The sequence below is a fragment of the Kribbella sp. NPDC048837 genome, assembly GCF_055586945.1.
Window position 1 is genome coordinate 157,479 of sequence record NZ_JBVJHF010000001.1, and the last position, 14,075, is coordinate 171,553.

The window sequence follows — 14,075 nt, forward strand, 5'->3', positions numbered from 1 at the left end:
TCACCCTGTCGGGTGACCGCCATCGAAGCCTGTATGACTTTGGCGCCGCCGTTGGCGCGTTTGGAAGCCTGGTCCTTCTTACCGATCTTCGTCCGTTGCGACGCTCGGGGTGGCTTCGAGCCGACCGGTCTCGTCGTGGATCGTGATCGCGATGTGGCGCAGCTTCTCCGAGTGCTCCCGGCTGTGGTGAGCGCAGAAGAGCAGCTCCCCACCACTGGTCAAGGTGACTCGGACGTAGGCCTGCGCACCGCAGCGGTCACAACGATCCGCGGCCGACAGGGCCGAACTCGGGGCGAGTGCTGTAGTCATTGAGGCCTCATCTCATCTAGTTCCGTACTCACCAGATAGCAACATCCTGACATGCGGATCGCTTCCCGGGTGGGGCAACGTGTCCGTATGTGAGACGAACCACCTGTTCCCGTATGACGCATCTTGACGAGGAATCGTTTCGGAAGCGGGCGAATTCTTGTTTCCGGCCGGTGTCGGGCGTGTCTACTCTCACTGTGCGCCATGTCATCGTCACCGTGTGCTGATGTCCGGAGTGTCGTACACCACTCCGGATCGAGTCCGGATCGATACCCGCCGGAACACCTTTCTGGTCGAGCGATCCACTGACAAGCTCAGTACCCGTCCGGAGGCCCGCACAGCCCTGCCTGCAGGGATTTGGGGGTCCCGCCGCATAGGCTGTCATCATGCGTTCGGGACCCGGCCGGTCCCGGATGTGTGGCCTGAGTGTGTGAACCAGTGAAGGAGCCCAGTGGCCGCCCCGACGCCTCGCAGTACCGAGCTCGACCCGACGTACAACGCCCGCAACCTGCTCGTCCTCGAAGGACTCGAGGCGGTCCGGAAGCGTCCCGGCATGTACATCGGGTCCACCGACAGCCGCGGCCTGATGCACTGCCTGTGGGAGATCATCGACAACGCCGTCGACGAGGCCCTGGCCGGGCACGGCGAGCGGATCGACGTCGTGCTCTACCAGGACGGCTCGGTCGAGGTGCGGGACCGCGCCCGCGGCATCCCGGTGGACATCGAGCCGAAGACCAAGCTCAGCGGTGTCGAGGTGGTGTTCACCAAGCTGCACGCCGGCGGCAAGTTCGGCGGCGGGTCGTACAACGCCTCCGGTGGTCTGCACGGTGTCGGCGCCTCGGTGGTGAACGCGCTGTCCGCGCGGCTGGACGTCGAGGTCGACCGCGGCGGCGTGGTCTGGACCACCTCGTTCCGGCGCGGTGTGGCCGGCGAGTTCGACAGCGAGGGCGCGAACGCGGCGTTCACGCCGGCCAAGGGGCTGCGCAAGGCCGGCCGGGCGAAGAAGGGTGTCACCGGCACCCGGATCCGCTACTGGGCCGACCGGCAGATCTTCACCCGCGACGCGAGCTTCAACTACGACGAGCTGGTCACCCGGGCGCGGCAGACGTCGTTCCTGGTGCCGGGGCTCGAGCTGGTGATCCGCGACGAGCGCGGCGACGAGCCGACCGAGGAGCACTTCAAGCACGACGGCGGGATCAGCGAGTTCTGCGAGTTCCTGGCCACCGACCAGAAGGTGACCGAGGTGGTCCGGTTGACCGGGACCGGGCACTTCACCGAGACCGTGCCGATGCTCGACGACGCCGGCCACATGACGCCGACCGACGTCGAGCGCGACCTGGACGTCGACATCGCGGTCCGCTGGGGCGACGGGTACGAGACCGAGGTCCGCTCGTTCGTGAACATCGTGGCCACGCCCAAGGGCGGGACCCACGTGGCCGGCTTCGAGCGGGCCCTGTCGAAGAGCTTCACCAACGCCCTCGACGGGACGCGCCTGCTGAAGAACGGCGAGGAGATCATCAAGGACGACGTCCTCGAGGGCCTGACCTCGGTGGTGACGGTGCGGCTGGCCGAGCCGCAGTTCGACGGTCAGACCAAGGAGGTGCTCGGCACGCCGGCCGCCTCGCGGATCGTGGCGAAGGTCGTGCAGAGCGAGCTGGAGGCGTTCCTCACCTCGAACAAGGCGGCCCAGAAGGCGCAGGCCCGCGCGGTGCTGGAGAAGGTCGTCGCCGCGTCGCGGACGCGGGTAGCGGCTCGTCAGCACCGGGAGCTGCAGCGGCGCAAGACGGCGCTGGAGTCGTCGGCGCTGCCGGCCAAGCTGGCCGACTGCCGCAGCAACGACGTCGACCGGTCCGAGCTGTTCATCGTCGAGGGTGATTCGGCCCTCGGGACGGCGAAGCTCGCGCGCAGCTCCGAGTTCCAGGCGCTGCTGCCGATCCGGGGCAAGATCCTGAACGTGCAGAAGGCGTCCGTCGGCGACATGCTGAAGAACGCCGAGTGCGCCTCGATCATCCAGGTGGTCGGAGCCGGGTCCGGGCGGACGTTCGACCTCGAGCAGGCCCGCTACGGCAAGATCATCTTCATGGCGGACGCCGACTCCGACGGTGCCCACATCCGCTGCCTGCTGGCGACACTCTTCTTCCGGTACATGCGGCCCCTGGTCGACGCCGGCCGCGTCTACACCGCCGTACCGCCGCTGCACCGGTTCGAGCTGACGAACCCGAAGAAGGGCCAGGACAAGTACCTGTACACCTACAGCGACGCGGAGTACCAGCGGAAGACGGCCGAGCTGATGAAGAAGGGCGTCCGCTGGAAGGAGCCCCCGCAGCGCTACAAGGGTCTCGGTGAGATGGACGCCGACCAGCTGGCCGAAACCACCATGGACCCGCGGCACCGCACGCTGCGCCGGATCACCGTCGACGACGGCGAGGACGCGGCCCGCGTCTTCGACCTCCTGATGGGCAACGAGGTAGCTCCCCGCAAGGAATTCATCGTCCAAGGCGCCTACGACCTGGACGAAAACCGCATCGACGTCTGATGTCCGGGCTGGTCTGCTTCGATCTCGACAACACGCTGATCGATCGGGACGGCGCGTTCCTCGCCTGGGCGCGGTGGTGGGTGGACCGGGCCGGGCTCGGTACGGACGCCGTCGACTGGTTGGTTGCCCATGACAACGGTGGGTTCACGCCGCGGCCGGAGCTGTTCGACCGGTTCCGCGAACGCTTCGGCGTCGCCACCTCGGTCGACGAGTACGACCGGGAACACCCGTCGTTCACGTGGGTCGAGCCGGCGGTGCTCGACGGTCTGGCATCGTTGCGTACGGCGGGATGGCGGGTCGCCGTGGTGACGAACGGCGGTGTGGTCCAGCAGACCCGCAAGCTCGAGCACACCGGGATCGCGGCTGCCGTGGACTACTGCTGCATCTCGGAAGCGGCCGGAGTGCGGAAGCCGGATCCGCGGATCTTCGCGATCGCGGCGTCGGGGGCCCGCGCCTCGCCGGCCGGCGGGTGGATGGTCGGCGATCATCCGTCGTACGACGTCGCGGGTGGGATCAACGCGGGTCTGAAGACGATCCGGATCGGTCATCACCACCGGATCGACGAACCGGTCGCCGACCATCACTTCGCCTCGGTGCTGGACGCGTTCCCGGTCATCCTGGCCGGCTCGTCGTCAGGCGCCGCGGTGGACGAGGCCGGCTTCGTAGGCGTAGATGACGGCGTGGACGCGGTCTCGGAGGCCTAGCTTCATCAGGACGCGGCCGACGTGGGTCTTCACCGTCGTCTCGGAGACGAAGAGCTCGGCAGCGATCTCGGCGTTGGTCAGGCCGCGGGCCAGCAGGCTGAGTGTTTCCCGCTCCCGGGCGGTGAGTGCATCGAGCCGGGCACGCGCGGCTGAGTCCACGGCCCGGGGTCTGTCGAGGAACGACTCGATCATCCGGCGCGTCACGGACGGTGCGAGAAGGGACTCGCCTGAATGCACCGCACGAATTCCCGCGACCAGCAGCTCAGGGCGTACGTCCTTGATCAGAAAGCCGCTCGCTCCCGCTTGCAGGGCTTCGAAGACGTACTCGTCCAGGTCGAACGTCGTCAGCATGACCACCCGCGACTGGGTGGCGCCGTCGGCCAGCAGCCGGCGGGTCGCCTCGATGCCGTCCAGCTGGGGCATCCGGACGTCCATCAGTACGACGTCGGGTCGCAGTTGCCCGGCCATCTCGACCGCTTGCACACCGTCCGCCGCCTCACCGACCACCGACATGTCCGGTTCGATCTCGAGGATCATCCGGAATCCCGCGCGGACCAGCGCCTGGTCGTCGACGAGCAGGATGCTGATCGGGCTCATGCCGGCTCCATCGGCAGGGTGGCCACCAGCTCGAACCCGCCTTCCGGCCGTGCCCGCGCCACCAGCGAGCCACCGTAGATGGCGACTCGCTCCCGCATGCCGAGCAGGCCGTTGCTGGGCTTGGCGTTGTGAGACAGCGCCGTCGCAGGTCCGTCGTCCCGAACCGCGAGCCGGAGGCGGTCCTGGCCGTAGTCGATCACCACTTCGGCCCGGCGCGGACTCCGCGCGTGGCGGAAGGTATTGGTCAGTCCCTCTTGGACGACCCGGTACGCCGTGAGGTCCAGGCCGGGCGCCAGATCGCGGACCGTCCCGATCACCGTGAGTTCGACCGGCAGGCCGGCGGTGCGGAACTTCCCGACCAAGCCGTCGAGCTGGGACAGCCCGGGCGGCGGCTGACGATCCTGGCCCGCCGGGCGGTCTCCCTCCTGACGGAGAACCCCCACCATCCGGCGCATCTCGGCGAGCGCTTCCCGGCCGACCGCCTCAACGGATTCCAGCGCCTGGCGCTCGGCCGCCTGCTCGGCGGTGAGCCGGCGTCGCACCGCCGACGCCTGCACAGTCATGACGCTGACGCTGTGGCCGATGACGTCATGGAGTTCGCGTGCGATCCGGTTGCGTTCCTCGGCTACGGCGCGCGACGCCAGCTGTTCGCGGCTCACCCTTCGCTGCTCCCGGTAGAGCAGTGTCGTCCGCACCAGCGCGCCGACCAGCCATCCGATGACCCACGGCGCGAGCCAGACAATGGTGACCAGACCGTCGGCAGTGCTCTGGTTCAGGGGGTCGAAGGCTGCCCAGCCGGTCCACAGGACCACCCCGAGCGCGAGCCCGAGCCATGCCCGCCGCGGCTCGACGTAGCGCCCGACGCTGTAGATCGCGATCAGCGGCGCGAGGGCGACGCCATACCCCTCCGGCGAGCCGAAGATCGCGAACTCCGCGACGTAAACAGCCACCATCGCGGCCAGGACGGCGAGTGGGCGAACCCGGCGGCCCACGAGAAGCACCGCGGCGACGGCGTACAGCAGTGACTGGGCCCACAGCGGTCCCTGCCGGTGCGTGGCGCCGATCCCTGACCACGCCTCCAGCTGACCGAGAACGCCGACCATCGCCGCGAGGGTGATGTCGAACGCCCAGTTCCGTGGGCTCACGAGTGAAACGGTACGCCGCTGCCCACCGCCTCACGTCCTCCTCGAGGAGGACGTGGCTGTCCTGCTGTGGTCCACCCGATGTCCTGCGCGCGCACGACGACCGCGACAGACTCCGATCCCTACGTTCGTCCCAACGGCCGCAGGAGCGGCCCGCTGAGGGAGGACGACCATGGGATCGATCGACATCACGCCGGCCACGGCACGGCGGATCAGTCTGGCCGCCTGGGTGATGGCGGCCTTCGGAACGATCGCCGGCGAGCTGCACGCGCTGGCCCGGATCAACAGTCACCCAGGGGATCTCGCGTCCGGGCTCACCAGTACCTGGGCGGTCCCCGCGATGTCCGCCGTACGGCCACTGCTGGACTGGGGCGACCCGTACTTCGTCTACTGGACCTACGGCAAGATCTGGTTGCCGATCTGCCTTGCGTTCACCGCGGCGGCCTATCTGGTGTACCGGCGCCGCCGGCCGAGCGGCGCCGAGAGATGGGCCTGGCGCGTGCAGCTGACGGCCTACGCGATGCTCACGCTGTCGGTGACAGGCGACTACTACACGCGGTGGACCGAGCAGTTCTTCGTCGTGGGGCTGGGAGCCTTCGCGCTCATCGGGTTCGGCGGCCCGGTCCTGGGGATCATGCTGCTCCGCAAGGGATTCCGGCCGCGCGTCACGGCCTGGCTACTGATCCTGTTCCTGCCGTTCTTCATGGCGATCACGGAGGTCACGTCGATGGGCAACGCGCTGCTGCCACTCATGTGGGGCTGGGCAGTGGCGGCCGCGTCTGTCGCCCGGAGCTACTCCCGTCGTGGTACGGCGCGGACGGTACCGTCCGGAGCGGGGGCGACCGGAGTGCCGTCGACGGACACCTGGTAGCCGTCGGTGGTGATCGTCAGGTCGATCGTTCGGTCGCGGTAGACGAGGCCACGAAGCTCAATGGTGCCTTCGGCAACGGGTTGTGGATGGATGGTCAGCGAGCCATCAGGGTGCGGGCGGATGCCCGCGAGGCCGGTGAGGATGGCCTCGGCGCCTGTGAGGCCGGCGATGACGTTGATGCGGCGGCCGGTGGCGGGGGCGCCGGGCTTGTCGCAGTAGTGGTCCTGGGGGAAGTACGGGTAGTGGTCGCCCATCCAGAAGAGGCGGCGCAGGACGTCCCAGGCGAGGGCCGGTTCACCACGTTCCCAGAGGGTGAGGGCGAGTTGCGGACCTTCGCCGGTGTAGGCGCCGGCGCCGGACCAGTCGATGTCGGCGGTCTCGTAGTGGACCTCGTCCGCCGGGCTGACACTGCTCACGCCGTACTCGCCGAGGAAGGCGCCGACGTTCTTGATCAACGCGGCCGCGACATCGGGGGGGCAGGCGCCGGAACGCAGTACGTCGAAGGCCTGGATCGAGTACGCGAGCTCGGTGTGGCCGTCTGGGTAGCGGCTGCGGAACCAGCCGGCGTCGGCATCCCAGAGCTGCCGGATCACCTCGCCGCGAATCTGCTCCGCGGACGCCCGGAGATCGTCGGCCGGTAGCGCGGCGCCAGTGAGGTCCGAGAGGACGGCGAGGGTGTCGAGTGCCCACGCGCGCTCGGCGTTCGGACTGGCGACCACGTGCTCCCAGCCGGCGCCACGCATCTCGAGCAAGTTGCTCTGGTCGCCGTAGTCGCGCAGTACGCCGCTCTGGTCGTCGGGCTGGAACCGCTTGTCGAGCGCGATCAGTACGTCGTACAACCGGGCGACCACCGTGGGATCGAGCCGGTGTTCGGCTGCCGCCGCGCGGGTGAGCGCGACGAGCGACCAGCCACTGTAGGCGTAGGCGACGCCGAGCCCGGTGCCGTCGGGGGCGATGGCGTAGCGGTCGGTGAGGTCGGCATCCAGCAGCGACTCGATGATGCCGAGGACGCTGTCGCCCAGCATCAGGCTGAGCAGGTTGGGCGCGTAGCCGCCGGTGTCCCAGGCGTAGGCGCACAGCGCGCCGCCGTCGAGGCCGGACGTCGCGATGAACGGCGTCGTGACGAAGTCGGGGTGGTCCCACCAGCACACGAGGCCGCTGGCGAGCGAACGACGGTAGTACTGCTCGAGTCCGGGGATGTCGGACGTGAGAGTGGGAACTCGGCCCAGGGCCCGCGTGAGGCGCGACTCCCACTCGTGCTTGGTGTCGTTGGCCCCGGCGGATTGAACGCTGATGGTGAAGGTGATCTCGCCGTGCGGCCCGACGGTTGTGGACAGGTCGCCGTGGTCCATCGTGACGGCGTCTCCGGTGCCGGCGGCAGGTGGGACCCAGCCCCAGCCGGAGAGCGGTACGTCGCCGACGCGGGTGTCGGCGAGCTCCGGGCGGATCGTCAGCTGGTGGGTGTTACTCGAGCGGTTGCGGATGGTGAGGGTGAGGTCGTAGCCGGGGGAGCCGTGGTGTGGGGTGAGGGTGGACTCGACGGCGAGCGAGGTCAGTCGGCCGGCGTCGTACTGGTGGTAGGTGCCATGACGGACGAGCCTGTCGGGGCGCCAGGTGCCGCCGGCGGGGAGCAGACCGCGGTTGCCGGCACCCGGGCGCGCGGCGTCGAGGATCCGCCGGCCGTCGACCTCGAACGTGATCGTCAGCCGGCTGCCGGGTGCGGCCAGCGGGGGAGCGAACCAGCCACCGACGCCGCACACAGTGCCGGTCAGCTGGTTGACCGTGCCGGTGCCGCTGCCCACCCAGATGTCGGCGGGAGGTACGGCGCGGCGGAGGTCGAAGGCGAAGTCGTCGAGGGCGTAGGGCGGCATGGCGGCCTTCCTCACGGAGCGGACGTGCCGGACCGGTCCCGGCAGGTGATCCCGGCCTGCGTAGGACCGGTCCAACACGATGGGCCGATGCTGGCACGAAGAGGTCGGGTGGCGCAATGCCCCGGTGGGAAACCGTTTGCGATCCGGGTGTTGACGACGTTCCGGCGCACTGTTACGTTCCGGTGCACCAGCTGTTGGACCAGTCCAACGGATCGAGCAAAGGACCTCCGGATGGCGAAGCTGACGATTCGTGACATCGCCGCGCTGTCCGGCGTGTCCAAATCCACGGTGTCGCTGGTGCTGAACAACAGCCCGAAGGTCGACCCCGCGACCCGGCGGCACGTGCTGGCGGTCATGCGCCGGCACCGGTACGTGCCGAGCTTCGCGGCGACCGCGCTGGCCAAGGGGAGCACCCGGCTGATCGGCATGGTCGTGCCCGGCCTGTCCTGGCACATGGTTGCCTCGATCAACATCGGGGTGGCCGCGGTGACCGAGCGGAGCGGGTTCGACATCATCCTCTACACCGCCACCAACGACCGCGACTACGGCTCGCTGATCGACCGGATCCTCACCTCGAGCATGGTGTCCGGTCTGCTCGTGGTCAGCCACGAGCAGCCGCTCGAACCGCTCGTCCAGCTGCACCAGGAGGGCCTGCCGGTCGTCCTGGTGAACACCATCGACGCCGACGTGGAGCTGCCCTCCGTCACCGCCGACAACTACGACGGCGCGGTGACGGCGATGGACCATCTCCTCCAGTTAGGTCACGAGCGCATCGCCTGTGTGCAAGGCCGGATGGTGTACCGCTGCTGCCAGGACCGCTACCGCGGCTACCTGGACGCGCTACGGGGCGCGGGCATCCAGCCCGATCCGGAGCTCACCAAACCCGGTGACTTCCTGCCCGACCAGATCCGGTCCCGATCCCGCGAACTGTTCACCCTCCCACCCGATCAGCGCCCGACCGCGGTGTTCGCCCACTCCGACGTGACGGCGTACGCCGTGATGACCGCGGCGGCCGAAGCCGGGCTCCGCGTTCCCGAGGACGTGTCGGTGATCGGCTTCGACGACATCGAGTCGGCGGCGCAGATCCGCCCGCCGCTGACCACCATCCAGCAACCGTTCGTCGACATGGGCCGCCGGGCTGCCGAGATGCTGCTCGCCGCGATCGGCCCGAACGACAACGAACCAGACGCGGCACCGGACGGCGAGGACGCCGGCGCGGAGCCGGCCGCCGACCTGCCGCGCCTGGTGATGCCCACGAGTTTGATCGTCCGGGCGAGTTGCGGGCCGGTGCCCGTGACCCGGTCCCCGCGCGGACGCTCGCAGACCGCCAAGGCCTGATCCTCCGGATCGAGGTCCCGCCCGACCACCGACACCACACCCAGCAGTCCCCCCACAGCCCCGGGCCCGACGGCCGGCGGGGACGGGCTGCTGCGCGCCCTCTGGAAGGAATCCGGAGTGATCAGAAAACTGGCCACCGGTGCGACCCTGGCCCTGCTTGCCGCGGTGGCGATCCAGCCCACAGCCCGAGCCGACGCGACCTTCGAGGTGCTGCCGGCCGACCCACTCGCCAACTTCACCGAGTTCAAGAGCCTTCCCACCGACGCGACCACACAGGTCCCGATCACCGGGAATCCCAACTTCACCAAGGCCCTCGAGATCACCGTCCCGAACGCACCGCAGAGCCCCGGCCTGGACGGTGAGTACGAGATCACTCTCGGCGTCCCGACGGCCGCGACGGTGACCGAAGGCGATGCCCTGGTCGCCACCGTCTGGGCGCGTTCGATCGAGCCGACCCCGGGCGCCACGACCGGCAATGCCCACCTGGTCTTCGAGACGGACGGATCGCCGTACAAGAAGTCGCTGAACGCCGCGCTGCTCTACGGCCCGCAGTGGCAGAAGTTCGAGTTCCCGTTCCGCGCGGCCGTCACCTACACCGCCGGGACGACCACCGCCGCGCACCTGAACCTCTGGCTCGGGTACGGCGCCCAGAAGTTCCAGATCGCCGGTGTCTCCGTCCAGGACTGGGGACCGGGCAATCCGGCCGGCTACCCGCAGGTGACGTACGACGGCCGCGACGCGAACGCGGCCTGGCGGACGGCGGCCAACGCCCGGATCGACCAGTACCGCAAGGGAAATCTGAATGTCTCGGTCGTCGACCCGGCCGGCAACCCGGTCAGTGGCGCGACGGTGTCCGCCGTCCAGCAGACCAGCGCCTTCAAGTTCGGTGCCGCGTCGGATGGTGCCCGGCTGATCGGCGATCCGTCCGGCGGGATCAGCGGGACCGACCTGCAGCAGTACCAGACGAAGGCCTCGACGCTCTTCAACCAAGGCGCCCTGGGCAACAACCTGAAGTGGAACCACTGGGAGAACCAGACCGAGCGGGACACGATCACGCTGCCCGCACTGCAGTGGATGAAGGAACACGGTCTCCGGATCCGCGGCCACAACCTGATCTGGCCGTCCTGGGGTCTGATGCAACCCGATGTCGTCAACCTGCGGAACGACCCGGCAGCGCTGCGAGCCCGGATCAACACCCACATCACCGACGAGGCGGGCGCCCTGGCCGGGATCGTCGACGAGTGGGACGTCGTGAACGAGCCGTACTCCGAACACAGCGTCCAGGACATCCTCGGTACCGACGAGATCGCCTCGTGGTTCCAGCTCGCGCACCAGGCCGATCCGAACGCGCAGCTCGCCCTGAACGACTACGGGCTGGTCGAGAACAACGGCTGGGAGAAGCGACACCGCGACCACGTCTACGACACCGTCCAGTCGCTGAAGGCGGCTGGTGCACCGATCGACCTGGTCGGCTTCGAGAGCCACTTCAACGGTCTCCAGCTGACGTCGCCGGACGACCTGATGACGATCGTCGACCAGTTCGCCGGCCTCGGCGTGAAGGTCGCGATCACCGAGTTCGACGTGGACACCGACGACCAGCAGTTGCAGGCGGACTACACCCGCGACTTCATGACGGCGATGTTCTCGAACCCGAACGTCAACCAGATCAGCAACTTCGGCATCTGGGCGAGCAACATCTACAACCCACGCGTCGCGCTCTACAACGCGGACTGGTCGCCCAAGCCGAACGCCCTGGTCTGGGAGGACCTGATCAAGCACCAGTGGCACACCAGCGTGGCCGGTCAGACGACAACAGCCGGGACCTTCGGTACGCGCGGCTTCCTCGGTGACTACCTGGTGACAGTCACCGCGAACGGCGTCTCCAAGCAGGTCAAGGTCCCGATGCCGACCACCGCCGGTGCCTCGGTGAAGGTGATCTTCGACGGCATCGCCACCACGGTCCGGGCCGACCAGCCGAACCCGATCGGCGACGGCGACTTCGAGAGCGGCACCCGCGGCTGGACCCCGCTCGGCACCGGGCCGGCGACCGCGGCGAACGCACATAGCGGCCACACCGCACTGTCCCTCAGCCCTGGCTCCGGCGTGACCCAGAACGTCACCGGCCTCACGCCGGGCACCAGCTACCTCCTGTCCGGCTGGGGCCGCCTGAACGGCGGTGGCACCCAGTGCTACGTCGGTGTGCGCGGCGGCGCCACCGCGGGTACGCCGACCTTCCAGTACGTGCTCACGTATGCCGACGAACGCGCGTACACCCAGAAGCTGGCGGCGTTCACTCCACCGACCGGGACGAAGTGGGTCCAGGTGTTCGCCTGGTCCAACCCGAGTGCGAGCTCACCGGAGTGCACACTCGACGACCTGGCCATCACACCCACGGACGGCACGCCCCCACCCGCACAGGGTCCGCCGGCACAGACGCCGTACCTGCCGACGCCCTCGGTGCTCGGCAACGGGACGCTGGAGAACCAGTCGAACACGACCGGCTGGTACTGCCTGGGGACGTGCACGTTGAAGAACGCGTCCAGCACCCCGCACACGGGCAGCGGTGACCTGTCGGTGACCGGTCGAGCCGCGGCGTGGGCCGGTCCCGCGCAGGGAGTGTCGGTGGTGAACGGCGGTCTCTACGATTCGTCGGCCTGGGTACGACTGGCCAGCGGCTCGGACACCGCGATGGTCAGCCTGAAGCTCACCACCTCGACCGGATCCACAACGATCAGGCTCGGCTCCGCACCGGTCAGCAGCACCGGCTGGACACAGATCTCGGCCGCCAACACGAACGTGTCCTGGACGGGCACGCTGACCAAGGCCGAGTGGTGGATCAGCACCACGACCGGCACCGGTGACCTGCTGGTGGACGATGCGTCGTTCGCTCCGATGGCCAAGACCGTCAGTGGTGGCACCGGCCCGGCGGAGACAGTGTTCAACCCGGTGCAGCCGACCGCGGCGTGCGTCGTCCACAACACGGTCGACAACACCTACACGGCGTACTTCGGCTACAACAACGCGAACAACTACTACATCCCGGTCCCGGTCGGCGCTGACAACGCCTTCAGCCCCGGACCGTCGGACCGCGGCCAGACCGTCTCGTTCCTGCCCTTCCAGCGACCGCGTCGCGTCGCGGTGACCTGGGACGGCAGTCCGCTCACCTGGCGGCTGGGAGCCCTGACCCAGACCGCGTCGTCGGCATCGCCGGCCTGCAGCTAGATCACTGGAGGAACTGTCATGTCATCACCCATCTCCCGACGGACACTGCTCCGGGGTGCGGCCGCGGTGGCCGGGGCCGGCGCACTGGCCGGCTGCTCCTCGGGCAACGACACCGAGGGCTCGAAGGCCAAGACCACCATCACCTACTGGGACTGGTACGCCAGCCAGGCCGGCTGGGTGGACAACGAGATCAAGCTGTTCCAGGAAGCCCACCCTGGCATCGCGGTGAAGAAGACCACGCAGGTCAGCGACAAGTACGCCGACCTGGTCTCGCTCGCGTACCGCAGCAACAACCCGCCGGACATCCTGATGGTGCCCAAGAGCCCTCAGCTCAGCCAGCAGGTGTCGGACAGCTGGCTGTTGCCGGTGGACAAGTGGGCGACGACGTCCTGGCAGTCGCGCTTCCCGGAGAACAGCTTCGTCGAGGGAGTCGACGTCTTCGACGGCAAGGTCTACACCGCGCCGTTCGCCGCACCGGCACCGTCGCTGCAGCTGTACATCCACCACGGCGTCTTCAAGGACGCGGGCCTGACCAACGCCGACGGCAGCGTGAAGCTGCCGAAGACCTGGGACGACGTGAGCCGGGCAGCCGACGCGATCGCCTCGAAGAGCGGCGGCAAGGTCGCGCCGTTCGGCTTCGGCAACTCGACGAACACGACCCTGGCCTGGTGGCTGGATCTGTTCGTCCGCGGCGCCGGCTCGCCCGGCGGTGCCGCGGTCGGCGGGATCGACGGAATGGACTACCGGGTCGGCCGGTGGACGTTCGGCACCGACCGGAACTACCTCGACGTGATCAACCTGCTGCTGGAGTGGAAGAACAAGAACTGGTTCTACCCGAACTCGATGAGCATCTCCGACGAGCAGGCCCGCGCGTTCTTCGAGCGGGGGCGCTTCGGGATGACGGTCGGCGGTGTCTGGAACCAGCCGGAGTGGACCAAGCACAAGTTCACCGACTACAGCCTGGTGACGCTGCCCAGCCCGGGCGGTGAGCCGAAGGCGCTGTTCTACGGACCGCCCGGCGGCAAGTTCGTCGCGGTGTCGTCGAAGACCCAGCACGCCGACGAGGCGTGGGCCTGGTTCGACTGGCTCTACAGCCCGGACGCCGGGAAGCGCTGGGTCGAGCAGGGCCAGGGCCTGTCCGTCTACGCGAAGAACAACGACCCGAAGGGCGTGACCTTCGCACCCTTCGCGCAGTACGTCGCCATGTCGGGGACCGCCGTGGTCGGTCCGCAGCCGACCATCCGCAACCCGCAACTGACGAAGCTCCAGCTGCCGGCGGTCAAGCCCGACATCAACGACCTCCTGTCCGGCGTCTACAGCGGACAGGTGAAGGACGTGCAAGGGGCGCTCACATCGCTGACAGACAAGATGAACCAGGCTCTCGACGACGCGGTGAAGAAGGTCGGTGCCGGGGCGAGCGCCAAGGACTTCGCCTTTGCCGACTGGGACCTGACCAAGCCGTACACGACGAAGCCGGGCGCCTGATGG

The 14,075-nt window shown here is 68.6% G+C and carries 10 protein-coding genes; 6 read left to right on the top strand and 4 right to left on the bottom strand.

The window, feature by feature from the left end; translation table 11 throughout:
* Positions 1-78: 78 nt before the first annotated feature.
* On the bottom strand, positions 79-309 hold the full coding sequence (locus ACZ6O0_RS00820) for a DUF7455 domain-containing protein (RefSeq protein ID WP_465762707.1): 231 nt from the start codon (positions 307-309) through the stop codon (positions 79-81).
* Positions 310-757: 448 nt separating this feature from the next.
* On the opposite strand from ACZ6O0_RS00820, the gene ACZ6O0_RS00825 reads away from it, so the two are divergent.
* Positions 758-2,842: a DNA gyrase/topoisomerase IV subunit B gene (locus ACZ6O0_RS00825; protein ID WP_465762708.1), complete on the top strand. Its 2,085-nt coding sequence runs from the start codon at positions 758-760 to the stop codon at positions 2,840-2,842.
* Positions 2,842-3,546: an HAD family hydrolase gene (locus tag ACZ6O0_RS00830; protein ID WP_465762709.1), complete on the top strand. Its 705-nt coding sequence runs from the start codon at positions 2,842-2,844 to the stop codon at positions 3,544-3,546. Before ACZ6O0_RS00825 ends, ACZ6O0_RS00830 begins: the two co-directional genes overlap by 1 nt.
* On the opposite strand, the gene ACZ6O0_RS00835 is transcribed toward ACZ6O0_RS00830, so the two are convergent.
* On the bottom strand, positions 3,475-4,143 hold the full coding sequence (locus ACZ6O0_RS00835) for a response regulator (RefSeq protein ID WP_465762710.1): 669 nt from the start codon (positions 4,141-4,143) through the stop codon (positions 3,475-3,477). The two genes, ACZ6O0_RS00830 and ACZ6O0_RS00835, sit on opposite strands and share 72 nt — an antisense overlap.
* The gene (locus tag ACZ6O0_RS00840; RefSeq protein ID WP_465762711.1) at positions 4,140-5,288 is read right to left on the bottom strand and encodes a sensor histidine kinase; all 1,149 of its coding nucleotides are present in this window, start codon (positions 5,286-5,288) and stop codon (positions 4,140-4,142) included. The genes ACZ6O0_RS00835 and ACZ6O0_RS00840 overlap by 4 nt, the downstream gene beginning before the upstream one ends.
* A 169-nt stretch (positions 5,289-5,457) precedes the next feature.
* On the opposite strand from ACZ6O0_RS00840, the gene ACZ6O0_RS00845 reads away from it, so the two are divergent.
* Positions 5,458-6,156 carry a hypothetical protein gene (locus ACZ6O0_RS00845; protein ID WP_465762712.1) on the top strand — a complete coding sequence of 233 codons (699 nt, stop codon included), beginning with the start codon at positions 5,458-5,460 and terminating at the stop codon, positions 6,154-6,156.
* Here ACZ6O0_RS00845 and ACZ6O0_RS00850 read toward each other — a convergent pair.
* Positions 6,078-8,027 carry an MGH1-like glycoside hydrolase domain-containing protein gene (locus ACZ6O0_RS00850; RefSeq protein WP_465762713.1) on the bottom strand — a complete coding sequence of 650 codons (1,950 nt, stop codon included), beginning with the start codon at positions 8,025-8,027 and terminating at the stop codon, positions 6,078-6,080. The two genes, ACZ6O0_RS00845 and ACZ6O0_RS00850, sit on opposite strands and share 79 nt — an antisense overlap.
* Positions 8,028-8,258: 231 nt before the next feature.
* On the opposite strand from ACZ6O0_RS00850, the gene ACZ6O0_RS00855 reads away from it, so the two are divergent.
* The 3 genes from ACZ6O0_RS00855 (at position 8,259) to ACZ6O0_RS00865 (ending at position 14,072) form a co-directional block, all read left to right on the top strand.
* The gene (locus ACZ6O0_RS00855) at positions 8,259-9,365 is read left to right on the top strand and encodes a LacI family DNA-binding transcriptional regulator (RefSeq protein ID WP_465762714.1); all 1,107 of its coding nucleotides are present in this window, start codon (positions 8,259-8,261) and stop codon (positions 9,363-9,365) included.
* Positions 9,366-9,482: 117 nt separating this feature from the next.
* Positions 9,483-12,587, top strand: coding sequence for an endo-1,4-beta-xylanase (locus ACZ6O0_RS00860; protein ID WP_465762715.1), 3,105 nt, complete (start codon positions 9,483-9,485; stop codon positions 12,585-12,587).
* A gap of 18 nt (positions 12,588-12,605) precedes the next feature.
* Positions 12,606-14,072 (top strand): ABC transporter substrate-binding protein, encoded by a 1,467-nt coding sequence (locus ACZ6O0_RS00865; RefSeq protein ID WP_465762716.1) that lies wholly within the window; start codon positions 12,606-12,608, stop codon positions 14,070-14,072.
* The last annotated feature ends 3 nt before the right edge of the window (positions 14,073-14,075 follow it).